The organism is Inquilinus sp. OTU3971, from assembly GCF_038440215.1.
The window spans coordinates 39940-58790 of record NZ_JASATH010000006.1 but is presented as its reverse complement, the minus strand read 5'-3'; the positions used below and the strand labels follow the sequence as shown (position 1 = coordinate 58790).

The window sequence follows — 18851 nt, the reverse complement described above, 5'->3', positions numbered from 1 at the left end:
CCAAAAATCGAGGCTAAATGGCGGAGGGGAAGGGATTCGAACCCTCGATACGGCTCAACACCGTATACCCGCTTTCCAGGCGAGCGCCTTCAACCACTCGGCCACCCCTCCGCTGGAGGCGCCGACAATAGCCATGAGGGTCGGGCTCGGCAAGCGGAGTTGTAGGGGATCGTGAACGTCGCTTCGGCATGGTCGACCGCCGGGCCGCGCGATAGAGTCGGCGCCGCAAAACAGGGAAGCCGGGAGATGACAATGGCCGAGGTGTTCCGGTTCGATCGCGCCCTGGCGCGCCAGCCTGCCGGCTCCGCGGTGGACGGGCTGCGCGCCGTCGACCGGGGCGCGCCCGACATGGCCCGGTTCCGCGCCGAGCACGCCGCCTATGTCGCGGCGCTGGAGCGGGCGGGCGTGGCGGTCGAGGTGCTGCCGCCGCTCGCGGGCTTCCCCGATTCCGTCTTCGTCGAGGACCCGGCGCTGACCTTTCCCGAGGGCGCCATCCTGCTGCGCCCCGGCGCGCCGTCGCGGCTGGGCGAGGCGGCGGAGATCGCCCCGGCCCTGGCCGTCCGGTTCGAGCGGGTGCTGGCGCTGGAGGCCGGCTTCGCCGAGGGCGGCGACGTGCTGGTGACGCCGCGCGCCGTGATGATCGGCCTGTCCGCCCGCACCGATGTCCGCGGCGCCGGGGCTCTGGCGGCGCTGCTGGCCGAGCTCGGCCGCAAGGCGGAGATCGTGACGCCGCCGCCCGGCGTGCTGCATTTCAAGACCGCCTGCTCGCTGCTCGACGGCGAGACGGTGCTGGCGACCGAGGCCCTGGCCGGCTTCTTCCCCGGCATGCGCGTGGTGCGGGTGCCGGAGGGGGAGGACGCGGCCGCCAACGCGCTCCGGGTCAACGATGTCGTCCTGGTCGGCGCCGCTTTCCCGCGCACCGCCGAGGCGCTCGACCGGCTCGGCTACCGCGTGGTGCCACTGCAGGTCGCGGAGACCGGCAAGCTCGACGCCGGCCTGTCCTGCATGTCCCTGCGCTGGCGCAGCCCTGCCTGACGATCCGGGCGATGGCGCGCCCCCGGCCGCTGATGTAGGGTGCGCGCCCCGTTCGCTCGGTACCATCGGATCCCGTGACCGCTCACCTTCCGCCACATGACGACGCGACCGACGCGGCACCCCCGGTCGACCTGCGCGGACGCACCATCCTGCAGGTGCTGCCGGCGCTCGGCACCGGCGGGGCGGAGCGCGGCTGCGTCGACGTCGCTGCGGCGATCGAGGCGGCGGGCGGCAAGGCGCTCGTCGCCTCGGCCGGCGGCGCCATGCTGCGCGACCTTGCGCGGACCGGGGCCGAGCATGTCGCCCTGCCGCTCGCCGGCAAGAATCCGCTCACGATCTGGCGCAACATCCGCCGGCTCGAGGCGGTGATCCGCGATCGCGGCGTCGACCTGGTGCACGCCCGCAGCCGCGCCCCCGCCTGGAGCGCCCATGCCGCCTGCCGGCGCCAGGGTATCCCCTTCGTCACCACCGTGCACGCGCCCTACAACCAGCACAACGCGGCCAAGCGGCTGTACAACTCGATCATGGGGCGCGGCGACCGGGTGATCGCCATCTCCGACTATGTCGCCCGCTATATCGTCGACAGCTACGGCACCGATCCGGCGCGGATCCGCACCATCCCGCGCGGCGTCGACCTGCGGCAATTCGCGATCGAGGCGGTCTCGGCCGAGCGGATGATCAAGCTGGCCCGCGCCTGGCGAGCGCCGGACGACCGGCCGGTGGTGCTGATGCCGGGGCGCCTGAGCCGGTGGAAGGGCCAGACCGTGGTGATCGACGCGCTGGCCCGGCTCGGCCGGCACGATTTGTGCTGCCTGATCGTCGGCAGCGACCAGGGCCGCAGCGGCTACCGGCAGGAACTGATCGACCGGATCGCGGCGAAGGGGCTGAACGGCGTGGTGCAACTGGTCGACCACTGCGACGACATGCCGGCCGCCTACATGCTGTCCGACGTAGTGGTGCATGCCTCGACCGACCCCGAGGGCTTTGGCCGGGTGGTGGTGGAGGCGATGGCGCTGGGCCGGCCGGTGATCGCGACCAATATCGGCGCCCCGCCCGAGGTGGTGGCCGAGGGCGAGACCGGCTGGCTGGTGCCGCCGGGCGACCCCGACGCCCTGGCCGCCGTCATCGACCATGCGCTGTCGCTGACGCCGGAGGAGCGGGGGTGGATGGCGGACCGCGCCATCGCCACGGTCGCGGCGCACTACACCAAGGAGGCGATGACCGGCTCGACCCTCGCGGTCTACCGGGAGCTGCTCGGCGACCTTGCGGTGGCGGGGTAGGGGATCGCGATGCTGCCGCTGCTCGCCAAGACTTATGCCCTGGCCGGAGCCCTGGCCGCGCCCGGCCGCACCCGCCGGATCATGGCGCTGAAGGACCGCCATCGCGGCCAGCGCTGCTTCCTGCTGGGCAACGCGCCGTCGCTGCTCGACTTCGACCTGTCGAAGCTGGCCGGCGAGCAGTTCTTCGTGGTCAAGAAGGGCTACAAGGCGCTGGAGCACGGGCTGCCGGCGCCGATTCCCTACTATGTGCTCAGCGACCTGCGCGGCTGGGACCGGATCAAGGCCGACGTCTCGACCCTGCCGGTCGGCACCTATCTGGTGCGCGACACCATCGCCGCCCGGCCGGAGTTCCGGCCGCCGGCCGAGCGGGTGGTGACCTTCCCCGGCTATCGCGGCGGCCTGCGCAAGCAGGGCTTCCGGCACCGTCCCTGGCAAGGGCTGGGCAATGATTCGACGGTGATCCTGTTCGCCGCCCAGATCGCCCATTACATGGGCTTCGCCGAGGCCTATATCCTCGGCGTCGACCTCGATTACGCGCAGGGCACCACCTATTTCTACGCGGCGGGGCAGAGCGAGACGAATCAGTATGTCCGCCCCGAGGATGAGATCTATCGGCGCGAGTTCGGCATCCTGCGCCGGGCGTTCGAGGCGGATGGCCGGATCCTGCGCAATGTCGGCCTCGGCGGCGCGGTGATGGGGCTGGAGCGGGCCGATTACGACACGGTGCTGGCGACGCCGAGGCCTCTCCGCAGGTAGGGATCGGCGATGAGCCCTGCTCGTGCCGCGGCCCGGACATGGGAACGTTTTCGGAGGAGGCTTGGAACGGACAGCCGGTCCCTTTTGCCTCGTGGCTGATGGGTTGTCCAAAATATCGATCGGACAAGGATGTCGTCCAAAAATTGGTATCGCCGATACTTGTAGAACCCACTATGCTCGCCGCCAGCCAGGGATGTTCTTAAAAGAAACACATGTCATGACTTTTCGGCCTGCCGGACGCGGGCGCAGGTTCGCCGTGGTAACGACCTGCAACACCGCAGGATATGAAGCCTATGGGCAGCGCATGGTCGAGAGCTTCGATCGCCATTGGCCCGTCGAGGTGCCGCTTCTGCTGTATTGCGAAGGCTTCGCGCCCAAGCTCTCCGGCGGCCGGATCGAGGTGCGGGACCTGATCGCCAGCTCGCCGGATCTGGCCGCGTTCAAGCACCGCCACGCCGACAATCCGCTGGCCCATGGGCTGACCCGGCGTCCGCGCTTCCGGCTGAGCTACGATCTGGCGAAGCTGCGGTTCAAGCTCGGCGAGAAGCGCTGGGGGGAGGGATACCGCTGGAACGCGGTGCGGTTCGCGCATAAGAGCTTCGCCATCTTCCACGCCGCTGCGGCCTCGGACATCGACGTGCTGATCTGGATCGACGCCGATACCCGATTCTTCGCCGATGTCGGCTGGGGGGAGATCGAGGGATTCGTCCCGGCCGACTGCTTCGTCGGCTATCTGCGCCGCCGCATCCATTCCGAATGCGGCTTCGTCGCCTACAATCTGCGCCATCCGGCGACGCGCGAGATGCTTGCGGAATTCGAGCGGCTCTACACCCGGGACGAGATGTTCCACGAATACGAGTTCCACGACTCCTACCTGTTCGACATCGTCCGCAAGCAGACCGAGCGCCGGGGCCACAAATCCTACGACATCGCCGGCGGGCTGGGCCTCAAGGTGCCGCATGTGCTGATCAATTCCCCGCTCGGCCGGTTCATGGACCATCTCAAGGGCGGGCGGAAGGAGGAGGGCCGGAGCCGGGGCGCCGATCTGGTCCTGGAGCGGCAGGAGGCGTATTGGCGCGAATCCGGCTGAGATCAGGTCGCGTGAAAACCCCGGCCATGCCATCGTTGTGCCCTTCTGTCCGTCCGATAATGCGATGCTGTGGCGCTGGCTGGCCGGCGTGGCGCAAAGCGGATGTGATGCCGGGCACAGTGTGGTATTTCTCGTGCCGCTAACCTGCCGGTGAGTGGTGCGCCAGCAGCGGGAGGTGACAGACGATCGCCGCCGCCTCAAAGGAAATAGGATTTCGGGCAAGACATCATGAGCGGTCATTCACTCAAGAGATTGTCCCGATGGTTTTTAAGACGATTGTCCTTTTCTGTTCTTCTGGAGAATTTGATCGACTCGCGGGCCAGGGTTGCCGTCAAGGACTATCGTTTTCGGATTCGCGGCAACACACCGGACATGGGAACACCGGGGGTTCTGTTTTGCGGCTGTGACGACGGCTACTACAAGAAATTCGCACCGAGTTTCCTCTTGTCCGCCGAACAGCTGGCGGAGCCGCTCCACATCCACATCCATCTGTACGGTCCCTGCCAGGAGACCCTCGACCATATCGACTGGATGCGCCGGTCCCTGTGCCATGTCAGGCTGTCCTTCACATGGGAGGATGAGTCCTACCGACGGCTGTCGCTTCCCCAGCCGGTCTATTTCTCGGCGGCGCGGTTCCTGGTCCTGCATCACCTGCTGCTGGCCTGCAAGGCGCCGATCCTGTGCGTCGACATCGACGGCATCGTCCGCCGGCCGCTGGGCCAGGTCTTCAGGATGATCGAGCGGGCCGACGTGACGCTGCATTTCCGGCTCGGCGAGCGCAGGGTCTGGCGCCGGGTGATGGCCGGTGCCGTCGGCGTCAGCCATTCCAAGGAATCGCTCGGCTTCTGCGAGAAGCTGGCGTCCGTCGTCTGGCGGGCGTTGCATATGCGGCCGACCGACCATATCGACCAGCCGGCGATCTATTATCTCTATGTCATCCGCCGGCGGCTCAAGCCGCGGATCCGGTGGCAGCACATGCCGGCCGGCCTCGTCGATGTCGCGTTCGGCGAGGACAGCTTCATCTGGTCGGCGAAGGGGGCGTTGAAGGAGGGGGCGGTGTTCTCGCGCGCGACCTCGGCGGTCGAGGCGGGCTACGCGCTCGATCTCGAACAGCCGCATGCCATCTATGCCGAGGCTCGCGGCGACGGCACGCATGGCTAGGATCTTCGTGTTCTGGGGCGTGACGATCGGCAAGCCCGGCGCGGCGCTCGCCGAAGGCGCGGCCCGTCTCGGCACCGTCCATATGAGCACGCCGGCCCGGTTCGAGCCGGACGACATCGCGATTCTCTGGGCGCCGTTTCGCGGCACCTTCCGCAGCGACATCTATCGCCAGATCCGGGCGGCGGGGGGGCGGGCGATCATCGGCGAGAACGGCTGGCTGTCGCCGGTCCAGGGGCGGAAATACTTCCAGCTCGCGCTGCATGGCTGGAACGGCACCGGCGACTTCCCGTCCGGTGACGGCAGCCGCTGGGACTCATGGAACGTGCCGCTGCGCGACTGGCGCCGCGGCGGCGAGACCATCCTGGTGGTGGAGCAGCGGCCGAAGGGAATCAATCTCGACCCCCGCGCCATGCCGCCCGGCTGGGCGCAGAGCGTCGTCCCCCGAACCAGCCGCAGGGTGGTGCGGCGGACCCGGTTCACCGAATCGCCGCTGGACCGGCAGCTCGACGAGGCCTTCGCGACGCTGACCTGGACCAGCACGGTCGCGGTCAAGTCCCTGATCCGCGGCGTCCCGGCCTTCTACTGCGGGCCGCACATCAATTGCGGCGAGCTGATGCGACGCGGCCTCGACGTCGACCACCCGATCTATCCGGACCGCGAGCCGGTGTTCCGCCGCTATGCCTGGATGCAATGGACCGAGGAGGAGATCCGGTCCGGCGAGCCCTTCGCACGGCTGCTGTCGCTGCCGCATGACGGCCAGCCCGAGATCCTGATCGATCCCGACGCGGTCCCGTCGGCCTGGACCATGGCCGGACGGGTTCGGGCAGCCGTGGCCGGCCGCAAGCCGTTGGACAGGATCGCGGAACGCCTGATCGGGTAGGAGAGGTTTGCGAATCCGTCGCTTCCCGCGGATCAATCGTCCGACCTGCGCGTTATCAGCCCGCCCGAGCGGATGACCTCGGGTCGTCCCGAGATCTCCTGCCGTCCATGCTGTTCAACTCCTACGCCTTCATCCTTCTGTTTCTGCCGCTGACCTATGCGCTGTGGATGGTGGCGCGCCGCTTTGCCGGAATCTCCTGGGCGATCGCCGCCCTCCTGGCCGCCTCGCTGGTGTTCTACGGGGCCTCCGCCCAGCTGCGGCTGCTGTTGCTGCTCGCAGCGATCATGCTCAACCACCATCTGGCCGGGGTGATCCATCGCCACCGGCTGACGCCGCGCGGGCGGGCCTGGATGCGGCTGGCCGTGGCCGGCAACCTGCTGTTCCTGTTCGTCTTCAAATACACCGGCTTCGTCACCCAGACGGCGGCGGACGCCTTCGGCTGGCCGGCAATCGCAATCCATATCGCCCTGCCGATCGGCATCTCCTTCTACACCTTCCAGCAGATCGCCTATCTCGTCGACGTCGCCCGCGGCGAGGGCGAGCCCTGGCCGCTGCCGCGCTACGCGCTGTTCGTCGTCTTCTTCCCGCATCTGATCGCCGGCCCGATCGTCCATCACCGCGAGCTGATCCCGCAATTCGCCAGCGGCGCCAGGACCGCGCGGCTCGGCGATCTGGCGGTCGGCCTCTCGATCTTCACCATCGGCCTGGCCAAGAAGGTGCTGGTCGCCGACAGCTTCGCCCTGATCGCCTCGCCGGTGTTCAACGCCGCGGCGCAGGGGGCGCAGCCCGGGCTGCTGGACGCCTGGGCGGCCGCCGTGGCCTATGCGCTGCAGATCTATTTCGACTTCTCGGCCTATTCCGACATGGCGATCGGCCTCGGCCGGATGTTCGGCATCCAGATGCCGATCAACTTCGCCTCGCCCTACCGGTCGCTGTCGATCATCGAGTTCTGGCGGCGCTGGCACATCACCCTGTCCCGCTTCCTGCGCGACTATCTCTACATCCCGCTCGGCGGCAACCGGCATGGGCCGGGGCGGCGCTATCTCAACGTCTTCGTCACCATGCTGCTCGGCGGCATCTGGCACGGTGCCGGCTTCACCTTCATCCTGTGGGGCGCGCTGCATGGCCTGCTGATCGTCGCCTGCCAGGCCTGGCGGGGCAGCCGGTTCCATATGCCGCTGCCGGCCGCCCTGGCCTGGCTGCTGACCACCGCGACGGTGATCCTGGCCTGGGTGCCGTTCCGGGCCGCCGACATCGCCACCGCCGGCCGGATCTATGCCGGGCTGCTCGGCATCGCCGGGGATCTGCATGCGCCGGCGTTGGACTACGCCCCGTCGGCGACGCTGGAGATGATCCTCGGCGCGCTGCTCCCCGGCACGGCGTGGAATGTCTGGCTGTCGCTCGGCGCCGGGATCGCCGGGCTGCTGGCGTGCCTGTGCCTGCCCAACGTCCAGACGCTGTTCCGGCGCTACGGCGTCGGCCTGCCCACCCGCGGCTATGCCGATGGGATCGAGCCGCCGGCGCTCGGCGGCCTGGTCCCGGCCTGGCGGCCGCATCCGGTCGCCGCGGCCACCATCGGCCTTCTGCTCGCCGCCTGCATCCTCAAGCTGAACGATGTCTCCGAGTTCATCTATTTCCGGTTCTGACGCGCGCCGCTACCTGCTGACCGGCGCCGCGGCCGCCGTGGCGCTGGTGGTGGCGATCTGCGCGCTGTCGCTGTGGGGCATGCAGAACGGCCTGTCGGAATGGCGGGAATCCGAATTGCTGCGGTACCAGATCGACAAGATCGAGGACGCCCGGCAGGTCGACATCCTGCTGGTCGGCGACAGCTCGCTCGGCAACGGCATCGATGCCCGGGACTGGAGCCGCCGGCTCGGCCTCTCGGTCGTGTCGGTGCCTCTTGTCGGCACTTATGGCTTCGAGGGTACGCTGAACATGCTGAAGCGCGCGGTGCGCGAGACCCGGCCGCGCGTCGTCGTGGTGATGCAGACGCTGGACATGATGCGACGCAAGCCGTCCTGGCCCGGCGCGCTCTACACCGCCGAGACGCTGGGCGATCTCGCCGATGTGCCGCCGCGGGAGATGCTGTCTTCGCTGGCCAGCTGGGACATCCCGGCCGGGATGCTGCAGGCGGCGGCGACCGGCGAGGCGATCGACCCCGCCATCGCCCGGCTCGACTATGTGCCGCAGAACCCGGCCCGCTTCGGCGGACCGCTCTATCCCCGGACCTACGGCCCCGGCGCGGTGCGCAAGGACGCGGCCGCATCGCTGCGCCGCATCGGCGATTTCTGCCGCGGGCAGAACCTGACCTGCCTCTATGCCAGCGGCCCCTATCTGAACCCGCAATGCACGGAGTCCCGGGGCTATGCCGCAGCCATCGCCGATGTCGCCCGGCAGGCCGGGCTGATCCCGGTGATCGGAACCCCGGTCTGCATGCCGCGGCCCGATGTCGGCGATTCCGAGGACCACGTGATCCCCTCCCGCAGGCCGCAATACAGCGAGATCCACCGGGCGCTGATCATGGCGGCGATCGAGCGCGCCGGTGTCGGGATCCGGCGGCGCCCCGTCTCCGGCCCCGGCACCTGAGCGCGGGGCTTGCCCCGGCCGGCGAGTTGTCGGATACAAATTTGTAACATGCCAGCCGCGCTTCGTTTCTTCGTCTATCTGCCCCAGGGCGACCGCAAGCCTTGGCGCGAATGCATCGCTGCCTGCGAGCGCTTCGGGCCGACCGCGGTGGAGCTGCCGGAGCGGTTCGGGCCCGACGATGTCCTGATCACCTGGTCGCCGTTCCGGCTGTCCAAGCGCTGGGCGGCGGTCCGCGACGTGCGCGCGGCGGGCGGCCGGGCCGTGATCCTGGAGAATGGCTGGTTGTCGCCGCCGGGCGGTATCCGCTACTTCCAGTTCGCGCTCGACGGCTGGAACGGCACCGGCCGGTTTGCGGATGGCGGGCCGTCGCGCTGGGCCGCCTGGGGCGTGACCCTGCGGGACTGGCAGCGGCAGGGCGCGCATGTCCTGGTGCTGGGCCAGAAGGCGCAGTCGATCAACGATGCCCGGCGCATGCCGCCGGGATGGGCCCAGAGCCTGCGGCTGAAGACCCGCCGGCCGGTGCTGCGCCGCATGCCGGGTGCCGCCCGCCCGCTGGACGAGGATCTGAGCGGCGCCTGGTGCACGGTGACCTGGACCAGCACGGCCGCGATCAAGGGGCTGGTCGCCGGCATCCCGGCCTTCCATTGCGGCCCGAACACGCTGTGCCCGGAGCTGTCGAAGTCTGGCCTGGATGTCGAGGCGCCGATCTACCCCGACCGCCAGCCGGTGTTCGAGCGCCTCGCCTGGTGCCAGTGGAGCCCGGCGGAGATCGCGACCGGGGAGCCGCTCGGACGGCTGCTGGACCTGCCGCATGACGGCGCCCCGATGCGGCTCGAGGAACCGGCGGCGGTCTGCCCGCGCTACACGCTGCTCGGCCGCGTGCGCGACCTGGCCCTCCACCTGCCGGGGGACCATCCGGTCCGCCGGCGGCTCGGCATGTCCTGACGCCGGGGCAGGGGCGCATGCGCATCTTCATCGTCCTCGGCGACCCACCATCCCCCGGTCAGACCAACGTCAAGCCCTATGACGAGGTGGCGGCCGGCGCGCGCCGGTTGGGCCCGGTCACGATCGGCATGCCCGACCGCGACGCTGGCCCGGACGACGTCCTGATCTGCTGGTCGCCCTTCCTCGGCACCGATCGGCTGGCGGCGCTGCGCACCATCAAGGCGGTCGGCGGCCGGGCGATCGTGATGGAGAATGGCTGGCTGTCGCCGATCGGCCCGCGGCGCTTCTTCCAGGTGGCGCTGGACGGCTGGAACGGCGAGGGACGGTTCCCGCCGGGTGGGGCGGAACGATGGCGCGGCTGGGACGTGCCGATGCGCGACTGGAACCGCGGCGGCGAGCATGTCCTGGTGATCGGCCAGAAGCTGAAGGGGGCCGACCAGGATTTCCGGCGCATGCCCGAAGGCTGGGACTACAGCCTGACCCTGGCGACCCAGCGCCCGGTGCTGCGCCGGACGCGCAAGACGGCGGTGCCGCTGGAGGAGCAGCTGCGCGGCGCCTGGTGCACCCTGACCTGGACCAGCACGGCCGCGATCAAAGGCCTGATCGTCGGCGTGCCGGCCTTCTATTGCGGGCCGACCGTGATCTGCCACGAGTTGTGCCGGCGCGGCACCGATGTCGACCACCCGGCCTATCCGGAGCGCGAGCCGGTGTTCGAGCGCCTGGCATGGTGCCAGTGGACGCCGGAGGAGATCGCGACCGGCGAGCCCTTCGCCCGGCTGCTGGACTTGCCGCATGACCGGGTGCCGCAGGCGATCGCGGAGCCCTTCACACTGCCGGCCGTGGTAACGCCGCGCGGGGTGCTGCGTGAGCAGCTGGACCATGCGCGGTGGCGCTGGCGCCGCCGCCTGGCGCGCTGGAAGGGCTGACTACGATCCGCGGCGCTGCCGATCGGCGGCGATCCGCGCGCGAATGATGCCGGCGATGCGGCCGGCTTCGTCCAGCGGCGCATAGGCGTAGGGCTCGATCGCGCCGGTGAAGGGCCGGGTGAGCCCGAGCGTCTCCTGCATGTCGCGGTGGAAGCGGTGGAACTTCTCGAGATAGGGCCCCGGCTTCTCGTCCAGCGGGATCGAGAACACCGGCTTCCCGGTCGAGGCCGCCTCGCAGGTCATGGTGATCGAATCGACCGTCACCAGCACCGCGTCGGCGATCGCCAGGTACTGGAAGTAGGGGTTCTCGCCGGTGCGGTCCCAGATGAAGCCGTGGTCGCCGGCCAGCGCCTGCTGCAGCCGCGACAGCATGGCGGGGTCGGAGCGGCGCGAGGTCGTGACCAGCAGGCTCCATCCCTCGGCCTGCAGCCGGCGCAACTGGGCGGCGATGGTATCGATGCGGGCGGGGGAATAGCCGTAGCCGGGGTTGGGGCCACCGATCATCACCGCCGCCCGGCGGCCGGGGAGGGCGCCGAAGCGCTGCTCCGCCGCGGCGCGATGGCCGGTGACCAGCGCTGCGTCGACGCGGTGCGGCGCGCCCACCATCGGCAGCACGTCGTCGCGGCCGTCGAACTCCGGCCGCCAGTCGTGCCGGCCGACGAAGCACAGGTCAAACCCGTCGAAGCCGACTGTCGGGATCTGCAGATGCACGGTGAAGATCGAGCCGCGGGACCGGCGCGTCGCCGCCATCACCGCGGGCTCCGCCTGGCGGCCGCAGGAGATCGCGAGGTCCGGCCAGGGGGGCCGGATCCGGTTCAGATGGACGTTGCGGATATGGGTCCAGCGGCGGTTCAGGCGCCGGGCCAGCCCGGACTTGGCCGGATCGGGGCGTTGCACCAGCCGGGTCTCGGTCGTGATGCCCAGCTTCTCGGCCACGCCGCGGCACTGGGCAATGGTGCCGGCCTTGCTTTCGCTGACGATCCAGCAGCGCAGCGCGGAGATGTCGGCCGGGTTTGTCATCGCCGCGTGTGCCGGAACGGTCCGAGAGATCGTTTGGAAACGGGGTGGCGTGAGTCGGCTGGTGGTGGCTTCGAGAACCGGAGCGCAGCGGACATTTGGTCCGTGAGCACCGGAAGCGGAGAAACCGCCATCAGACGGCCGCGCCGGCCCGTTTCCAGACGGTCTCTCAACCCCAGTGCTCGGCCACCCAGGGGGTGGGGCGGACATGCTTGGACCAGCGCCCCGGCCAATGGCCGCTGATCGCGTATTCCGGCTTCGGGTCGCCGTGGAACACCACGATGCGGGCCCCGTCCGGGCGGCGCGGGGTCATGAACCAGTTGAACAGGCCGAACGGGCCGCCGGGCATGCAGTGCTTCTTGAAGCTCACGCACCAGGCGTCGGGCCACCAGGTGATCTCGCCGATGTGGTCGGAGACATAGGTCTGGGAGTTGCGGTAGCGGGCGAAGATCTGGCGGTGGTTGGCGACCAGGTTGTCCAGCACGTCCTGATGCGCCCCGATCTCGAACCGGTAGACCGAGGTGTTGCCGACACGGCGGTCCGGATGGGTCCAGTTGTGGATCACGCAGAACCGGCCCGGATGGTCGAAGAACGGGTCCAGGCTGTCGACGATGACGATGTCGAGGTCGAGGAACAGCGTCGGCCCCTCCAGGTCGCCGAGCGGCTGGCCGAACAGCGTCACCTTGCGCCAGGGCAGGTTGCGGTGCGGCTCCGGCACCTGCAGCACCGGCATCGGGAAATGCTCGACATCGGGCGCGAGGCCGGTCGGATCGTCGGTGAAGCACACGAAACGGTGCGGCCGCGCCAAGTTGCGGCTGACCATCGACTTCAGCCGATTGACGTATTCGGGGCCGTATTTCGGGCCCCATTTCGCGCAGATGACATTGACCATCGGGGAGTGTTTTCCGTTCGCTTGACCGCCGGGTTAGCATGCGGGTCCGGTCCGGCTCAAGCGACGTGCCGCCGCGCCCGGCGGACTAGCCTTCTTCGCATGGCTCCCACCTCCCGCCTCGAACTTGCCTTTTTCCAGCAACATTCCCAATTTTCGCGTTGAGCGAATCCAGATCCCCCGATTTCCGCCGATGCGCGAACTACGCAACAGACTGAAACCCCTGCGGAAGGCATGGCCTCGCCTGGTCCGGAGCCATGTCGTCCATCCGCTGCAGGCAGTCGTGGCCTACACCGCCTACGCGCTGCTGCGCTGCATGCCGATCGACGTCGCCTCGAATTTCGGCTCCTGGGCGGCGCGGACCATCGGCATGCGGATCGGCGCCACCCGGCACGGCGACCGCAACCTGCAGCTGGTGATGCCGGAGCTGACGGCTGCCCAGCGGCGCGAGATCCTCACCGGCATGTGGGACAATCTCGGCCGAGTAATGGGCGAGTATCCGCATCTGCCGACGCTTGGCCGGGCGGAGGCACGCCGGGCCGAGCGGATCACGGTGGAGGGCGCCGAGCATTACGAGGCCGCGCGGGCCGGCGGCCGGCCGGTGATCATGGCGCTGGCCCACTACGGCAACTGGGAGGCCGGCCCGATCGTCGCCACCCGGCATGGCGCCCCCCTGGCCATCTTCGTGCGGCCGCTGAACAATCGGCTGGTCGACCGCCTGGTCCGCGGCATCCGCCTGTCGCTGGGGTCCGAACTGCTGGAGAAGCGCATGGCCGGCAACGACGCCCGCCGGGCGCTCGGCATCCTGCGCAACGGCGGGGTGCTCGGCGTCATGGTCGACCAGCGCTACACCGGCGGGCTGAAGGTGCCGTTCATCGGCCAGGACGCGCTGACCTCGCCGGCCGCGGTCGAGATGGCCTACCACTTCAACTGCGCCCTGCTGCCGATGCGGGTGGAGCGCACCCGCGGCGCCCGTTACCGCGCAGTGATCGACCCGCCGCTCGACATTCCCCGCACCGGCGACCGCAAGGCCGATGTGGAACAGGGCGTGATCCGGCTGAACCGGGCGGTCGAAGGCTGGATTCGCGCCCGGCCCGAGCAGTGGCTGTGGCTGCACAAGCGCTGGCGCCTGACTCCGAAGCGGCCGATCAAGCCGCCGCGGGTGATGCGCCAGTCGTCGCCATCGCCGGCCGCATGAGCATGCTGCCGCCCGGGCCGCTTGACAGGACTCGCCTGCCCCTTACAGTGCCTCGCCCTCTCCGGACGAAAGAACGTGGATAGACTTATGGCCGAGCTGTCGAGCCCTGGCGGCATCGCCATCACCCTGCCCGACGGCGCGGTCCGCCGCTTCGACCGACCGATGTCGGGCGCCGACATCGCCGCCGACATCTCCAAGAGCCTGGCCAAGGCGGCGATCGCTTTGACCATCGACGGCAAGCTCATGGACCTGGCGACCGTGGTCGACCGCGACGCCAAGGTCGGCATCGTCACCCGCAGCTCGCCCGAGGCGCTGGAGTTGATCCGGCACGACGCCGCGCATGTCATGGCCGAGGCGGTGCAGGAGCTGTACCCCGGCACCCAGGTGACGATCGGCCCGGCGATCGAGAACGGCTTCTACTACGACTTCGCCCGCGACGAGCCCTTCACGCCCGACGATCTGGAGAAGATCGAGGCGAAGATGCGCCAGATCATCGGCCGCAACGCGCCCTTCACCCGCGAGGTGTGGGACCGGACCAAGGCGATCGAGTTCTTCAAGGACAAGGGCGAGAAGTACAAGGCCGAGATCATCCAGGACCTGCCGGAGAGCGAGAGCATCTCGGTCTACCGCCAGGGCGCTTGGCTCGATCTGTGCCGCGGCCCGCACATGCCGACCACTGGCGGGGTGGGGCAGGGCTTCAAGCTGACCAAGGTAGCCGGCGCCTATTGGCGCGGCGACCACCGCAACGCCATGCTGCAGCGGATCTACGGCACCGCCTGGCGGGACCAGAAGGAGCTCGACGCCCATCTGCACCAGCTGGAGGAGGCGGAGCGCCGCGACCACCGCAAGCTGGGCCGCGAGATGGACCTGTTCCATCTGCAGGAGGAGGCGGCCGGCAGCGTGTTCTGGCATCCGAAGGGCTGGACCCTGTACCGGACGCTGGAGAACTACATCCGGGAGAAGCTGGCCCGGGCGGACTATGTCGAGGTGAAGACGCCGCAGCTGGTCGATTCCAGCCTGTTCAAGGCGTCCGGCCACTGGGACATGTATGGCGACAACATGTTCAAGGTGGCGATTGGTCAGAAGGAGGACGGCTCGCCGGAGCGGCTGTCCGGCATCAAGCCGATGAACTGCCCCTGCCATGTCCAGATCTTCAAGCAGGGCATCGTCAGCTACCGCGACCTGCCGATCCGGATGGCGGAGTTCGGCAGCTGCCATCGCAACGAGCCCTCGGGCGCGCTGCACGGGCTGATGCGGGTGCGGGCCTTCACCCAGGACGATGCGCACATCTTCTGCACCGTGGAACAGTCGGTGACGGAGTCGGCGCGCTACATCGCCCTGCAATACGAGGTCTATCGCGATCTCGGCTTCCCCGATGTGGCGGTGAAGCTGGCCCTGCGCCCCGACGTCCGGGCCGGGTCGGACGAGCAATGGGACGTCGCCGAAAAGGCGCTGCGCGACGCCCTGGTCGCGGCCGGGCTGGAGTTCGAGGAGCTGCCGGGCGAAGGCGCGTTCTACGGCCCGAAGATCGAGTTCCACCTGACCGACGCGATCGGCCGGACCTGGCAGTGCGGCACGCTGCAGTTCGACTCCGTGCTGCCGGAGCGGCTGGACGCCACCTATGTCGGCGAGGACGGGGCCAAGCACCGGCCGGTGATGCTGCATCGGGCGATCCTGGGGTCGCTGGAGCGCTTCATCGCCATCCTGATCGAGAACTATGCCGGCAAGCTGCCGCTGTGGCTGGCGCCGGTGCAGGCGGTGGTCACGACCATCACCAGCGAGGCCGACGGCTACGCTCAGGAGGTGCATGCGGCGCTGCTCGCCGCCGGCATCCGCGCCGAGATCGACCTGCGCAACGAGAAGATCAACTACAAGGTCCGCGAGCACAGCCTGAAGAAGGTGCCGCTCATGCTCGTGGTCGGAAAACGCGAGGCGGAGAACCGGAATGTGGCGCTGCGCCGCCTGGGCGGCGAGGCGCAGGAAGTCCTTGCCCTGGGCGAGGCGCTTCATAAACTTGTGGAAGAGGCGCGATCACCGTTGACATCCAAGATGGGGGAGGTGCAGACGGGGTCGCAGCAATTGACGGAGGCTATCCATAGCTAGACTACCAACGAATGCCCTGCCGACCCGCGACGGGCCCAGGGTGAACCGCGAGATCGACTCGGCGCAGGTGCGGCTGGTCGGTGCGGATGGCGAGATGATCGGGGTCGTGCCCCTGCGCGAGGCTCTCTGGGCCGCCGAGCAGGCTGGGCTGGACCTTGTCGAGATCTCGCCGAACGCCGAGCCGCCGGTCTGCAAGATTCTCGATTATGGCAAGTTCAAATTCGAAGCGCAGAAGAAGAAGAACGAGGCGCGGAAACGGCAAAAGGTCATCGATGTCAAGGAGATCAAGCTCCGCCCGAACATCGACGACAATGACTATAATGTGAAGATGCGCAGCGCGCGGCGCTTCCTCGAGGAGGGCGACAAGGTCAAGGTGACCATGCGCTTTCGCGGGCGAGAGCTGGCGCACCAGGAAATCGGCATGAACGTGCTGGTCAAGGTGCGCGACGAGCTGCAGGACCTGTCGAAGGTCGAGCAGATGCCGAAGATGGAAGGCCGGCAGATGATCATGGTGCTCGCGGCGAAGTAGCCGCGGGCGCGCATGCGGACGGTGCGGTCCTGCGCCCGGGTGCAGGACCCTTTTCTTGGCGAGATGTCGGGTGGAGGCGGGTATGCGGATCGGCGTCGATCTCGGAGGCACGAAGATCGAGGCGATCGCCTTGGACGATGCCGGGACGGAGCTGCATCGCCAGCGCATCCCGACGCCGCGCCACTATGACGGCACGGTCCAGGCGATCCGTGACCTCGTCGGCGCGGTCGAATCCACCGTGGGCGAGCGCGGCACCGTCGGCGTCGGCATGCCCGGCGTGCTGTCGCCGCAGACCGGCCTGGTCAAGAACGCCAACTCCACCTGGCTGATCGGCAAGCCCTTCGACAAGGATCTCAGCGCCGCCCTGAGCCGCGAGGTGCGCTGCGAGAACGACGCCAACTGTCTGGCGGTGTCGGAGGCGACCGACGGCGCTGCGGCCGGCAAGGGGCTGGTCTTCGCCGTGATCATCGGCACCGGCACCGGCGCCGGCATCGCCGTCAACGGCCGTGCCCATCGCGGCGGCAACGGCGTGGGCGGCGAATGGGGCCACAACCAGCTGCCCTGGGCCACCCCCGAGGAACTGCCGGGCCCGGATTGCTATTGCGGCAAGCAGGGCTGCCTCGAGACCTGGATCTCCGGCACCGGCTTCGGCAAGGACCATGTCCGGGTGACCGGGCAGGAGATCTCCACGCATGAGGTCGTGGCGCGGGCCGAGGCCGGCGACCCGGACGCGTCGGCCACGGTGGAGCGCTACATCAGCCGGCTGACCCGCGGCCTGGCCCATGTCGTCAACCTGCTCGACCCCGACGCCATCGTGCTGGGCGGCGGCATGTCGAATGTCGCGCGCCTCTATGACGAGGTGCCGCTCAGGCTGCCGCCGATCGTGTTCGGCCGGGAATGCGCCACGCCGATCCTGAAGGCCAGGCATGGCGACAGCAGCGGCGTGCGCGGCGCCGCCTGGCTGTGGCGCCAGGGCGAGACCGGCTGAGACTGCACGTCGGCAGCGGACGGCCCGCTGCCGAGCGGCGGCAGATTCGCGCTCAGGGCGTCACATCGATCACGATCTTGCCGCGCAGACCGTACGCCGAGCCGTTCTCCATAAGCTCGTGCGCCTGCGCGATCTGCTCCAGCGGCAGCGTCGCGCCGATCACCGGCTTCACCAGCCCGCGCTCGACCAGCGCGGCCAGCCCGTCGAGCTTGGCCCGGTTCTGCCGCGTGAACAGGAAATGGTAGGTGGCGTTGCGGCCCCAGGCCTCGAGCAGGTTCTGCGGCTGCGCGATGTCGACGATCGAGACGACGCGCCCGAACGGGGCGAGGGCAAAGGGGCCGCGCGACAGCGCATCGCCACCGATCGTGTCGAGCAGCACGTCGACGCCGCGGCCGTCGGTCAGCCCCAGCACCGCCTCGACATAGTCCTGCTGCGTATGGTCGATCGCCGCATCGGCGCCGAGCTCCGCGACGAAGGCATGGTGGCGGGCACGGGCGGTCGTCAGCACCCGTGCCCCCAACGCCTTCGCCAGCTGGATCGCGACTGAACCCACGCCGCCAGCTCCGGCATGGACCAGAACCGTCTCGCCGGCCTGCAGTTGCGCGCGAGTGACGAAAGCCTCCCAGACGGTGCCGCCGACCAGAGTCAGGCTCGCCGCCTCGCGATGGCTGAGCCGCGCCGGCTTGCGCGCCACGATCTCGGCATCGGCAACCTGCAGCTCGGCATAGGAGCCGGGCCCGCCGAAGATCCTCGGCGTGTACCAGACCTCGTCGCCCGGCGTGAATTCAACGATCTCGGCGCCGACGGCTTCGACCACGCCGGAAACGTCATGGCCGATGATCGCCGGCAGCGGCAGCAGGTCGGCATAGTCGCCGCGTCGAATCTGGCCGTCGAGCGGATTCAGAGCCGTGGCGCGAATCCGGACGCGCAGCTGGCGCGGGCCGGGCGGCGGGATCGGGACCTGCCTGATCTCGAACACCTCCGGCCCGCCGAACCGGGGCAGGACGGCGGCTGTCATTGTCTTGGACAAGGTTTTCTCCTTCGATAAATCGGGAATTCTCGATGTGTGCGCACGCGTCTCGGCCGATCGGGCTTGGTAAAATGGAATTCTGGATATCGCGATATTCCGAACTTCCAAGACAAAATCAGATCTCCGTTCGCATCAGCTCCGCCAGCTTTCTGATGCTGTCCTCGTCACGCTTGTAGTAGGTCCACTGGCCGCGCCGCTTGACCGTGACCAGCCCGGCCTTATGCAGGATGCCGAGATAGTCCGAGGTCGTCGACTGCGACAGGCCGATGCCCTCCTGGATGCTGCTGACGCAGACCCCATCGATCTCGACATCGCCTTCATCCTGCGGCGGGAAATGCCGGGCAGGCTCCTTCAACCCGGCCAGAATCTTCAGTCGTACCGGATTGGCAAGCGCCTTGAAGGCTGTCAGAGGGTCCATAAATCAGGAATATCGCAATT

18 protein-coding genes and 1 tRNA gene are annotated in these 18851 nt (G+C 68.8%); 14 read left to right on the top strand and 5 right to left on the bottom strand.

Annotated features, from left to right (window positions below; genetic code table 11):
- Positions 1 to 18: 18 nt before the first annotated feature.
- Positions 19 to 111: transfer RNA gene (locus AAHM41_RS02890), tRNA-Ser, on the bottom strand.
- A 141-nt stretch (positions 112 to 252) separates the two neighbouring features.
- Here AAHM41_RS02890 and AAHM41_RS02885 point away from each other — a divergent pair.
- The 10 genes from AAHM41_RS02885 (at position 253) to AAHM41_RS02840 (ending at position 10659) form a co-directional block, all read left to right on the top strand.
- Entirely contained in the window at positions 253 to 1035 is a 783-nt protein-coding gene (locus tag AAHM41_RS02885; protein ID WP_342234999.1) for a dimethylarginine dimethylaminohydrolase family protein, read from the top strand.
- 74 nt (positions 1036 to 1109) lie between these two features.
- Positions 1110 to 2315 (top strand): glycosyltransferase family 4 protein, encoded by a 1206-nt coding sequence (locus AAHM41_RS02880; RefSeq protein WP_342234998.1) that lies wholly within the window; start codon positions 1110 to 1112, stop codon positions 2313 to 2315.
- 9 nt (positions 2316 to 2324) lie between these two features.
- On the top strand, positions 2325 to 3071 hold the full coding sequence (locus tag AAHM41_RS02875; RefSeq protein ID WP_342234997.1) for a hypothetical protein: 747 nt from the start codon (positions 2325 to 2327) through the stop codon (positions 3069 to 3071).
- A 304-nt stretch (positions 3072 to 3375) separates the two neighbouring features.
- On the top strand, positions 3376 to 4161 hold the full coding sequence (locus AAHM41_RS02870; RefSeq protein WP_342234996.1) for a hypothetical protein: 786 nt from the start codon (positions 3376 to 3378) through the stop codon (positions 4159 to 4161).
- A gap of 228 nt (positions 4162 to 4389) precedes the next feature.
- Positions 4390 to 5322 carry a hypothetical protein gene (locus AAHM41_RS02865; RefSeq protein WP_342234995.1) on the top strand — a complete coding sequence of 311 codons (933 nt, stop codon included), beginning with the start codon at positions 4390 to 4392 and terminating at the stop codon, positions 5320 to 5322.
- A complete protein-coding gene (locus AAHM41_RS02860) occupies positions 5315 to 6202 on the top strand; it encodes a hypothetical protein (protein WP_342234994.1) in 888 nt (295 codons plus the stop codon). The genes AAHM41_RS02865 and AAHM41_RS02860 overlap by 8 nt, the downstream gene beginning before the upstream one ends.
- A gap of 107 nt (positions 6203 to 6309) precedes the next feature.
- Entirely contained in the window at positions 6310 to 7848 is a 1539-nt protein-coding gene (locus AAHM41_RS02855) for an MBOAT family O-acyltransferase (RefSeq protein WP_342234993.1), read from the top strand.
- Entirely contained in the window at positions 7817 to 8788 is a 972-nt protein-coding gene (locus AAHM41_RS02850) for a hypothetical protein (protein WP_342234992.1), read from the top strand. Before AAHM41_RS02855 ends, AAHM41_RS02850 begins: the two co-directional genes overlap by 32 nt.
- Positions 8789 to 8836: 48 nt before the next feature.
- Positions 8837 to 9733: a hypothetical protein gene (locus AAHM41_RS02845; protein WP_342234991.1), complete on the top strand. Its 897-nt coding sequence runs from the start codon at positions 8837 to 8839 to the stop codon at positions 9731 to 9733.
- A gap of 17 nt (positions 9734 to 9750) precedes the next feature.
- The gene (locus AAHM41_RS02840) at positions 9751 to 10659 is read left to right on the top strand and encodes a hypothetical protein (protein WP_342234990.1); all 909 of its coding nucleotides are present in this window, start codon (positions 9751 to 9753) and stop codon (positions 10657 to 10659) included.
- Here AAHM41_RS02840 and AAHM41_RS02835 read toward each other — a convergent pair whose 3' ends face one another.
- Together AAHM41_RS02835 and AAHM41_RS02830 are read right to left on the bottom strand one after the other, a co-directional pair.
- Positions 10660 to 11679, bottom strand: a complete 1020-nt coding sequence (locus tag AAHM41_RS02835; protein ID WP_342234989.1) for a mitochondrial fission ELM1 family protein — start codon at positions 11677 to 11679, stop codon at positions 10660 to 10662.
- Between the two features lie 166 nt (positions 11680 to 11845).
- Positions 11846 to 12568 (bottom strand): glycosyltransferase, encoded by a 723-nt coding sequence (locus AAHM41_RS02830; protein ID WP_342234988.1) that lies wholly within the window; start codon positions 12566 to 12568, stop codon positions 11846 to 11848.
- A 280-nt stretch (positions 12569 to 12848) separates the two neighbouring features.
- Here AAHM41_RS02830 and AAHM41_RS02825 point away from each other — a divergent pair, with 280 nt between their 5' ends.
- The 4 genes from AAHM41_RS02825 to mak all read left to right on the top strand — a co-directional run bounded on the left by AAHM41_RS02825 (position 12849) and on the right by mak (position 17383).
- Positions 12849 to 13763, top strand: coding sequence for a lysophospholipid acyltransferase family protein (locus AAHM41_RS02825; RefSeq protein WP_342234987.1), 915 nt, complete (start codon positions 12849 to 12851; stop codon positions 13761 to 13763).
- A gap of 87 nt (positions 13764 to 13850) precedes the next feature.
- Entirely contained in the window at positions 13851 to 15866 is a 2016-nt protein-coding gene (thrS, locus tag AAHM41_RS02820; protein WP_342234986.1) for a threonine--tRNA ligase, read from the top strand.
- Between the two features lie 40 nt (positions 15867 to 15906).
- Positions 15907 to 16395, top strand: a complete 489-nt coding sequence (infC, locus tag AAHM41_RS02815) for a translation initiation factor IF-3 (RefSeq protein WP_342234985.1) — start codon at positions 15907 to 15909, stop codon at positions 16393 to 16395.
- Between the two features lie 82 nt (positions 16396 to 16477).
- On the top strand, positions 16478 to 17383 hold the full coding sequence (gene mak / locus AAHM41_RS02810; protein ID WP_342234984.1) for a fructokinase: 906 nt from the start codon (positions 16478 to 16480) through the stop codon (positions 17381 to 17383).
- A 52-nt stretch (positions 17384 to 17435) separates the two neighbouring features.
- Here the strand turns inward: mak and AAHM41_RS02805 are convergent, their stop codons facing one another.
- Positions 17436 to 18413 (bottom strand): zinc-dependent alcohol dehydrogenase family protein, encoded by a 978-nt coding sequence (locus AAHM41_RS02805; protein ID WP_342234983.1) that lies wholly within the window; start codon positions 18411 to 18413, stop codon positions 17436 to 17438.
- 115 nt (positions 18414 to 18528) lie between these two features.
- Positions 18529 to 18831: an ArsR/SmtB family transcription factor gene (locus AAHM41_RS02800; RefSeq protein WP_342234982.1), complete on the bottom strand. Its 303-nt coding sequence runs from the start codon at positions 18829 to 18831 to the stop codon at positions 18529 to 18531.
- Positions 18832 to 18851: the final 20 nt, after the last annotated feature.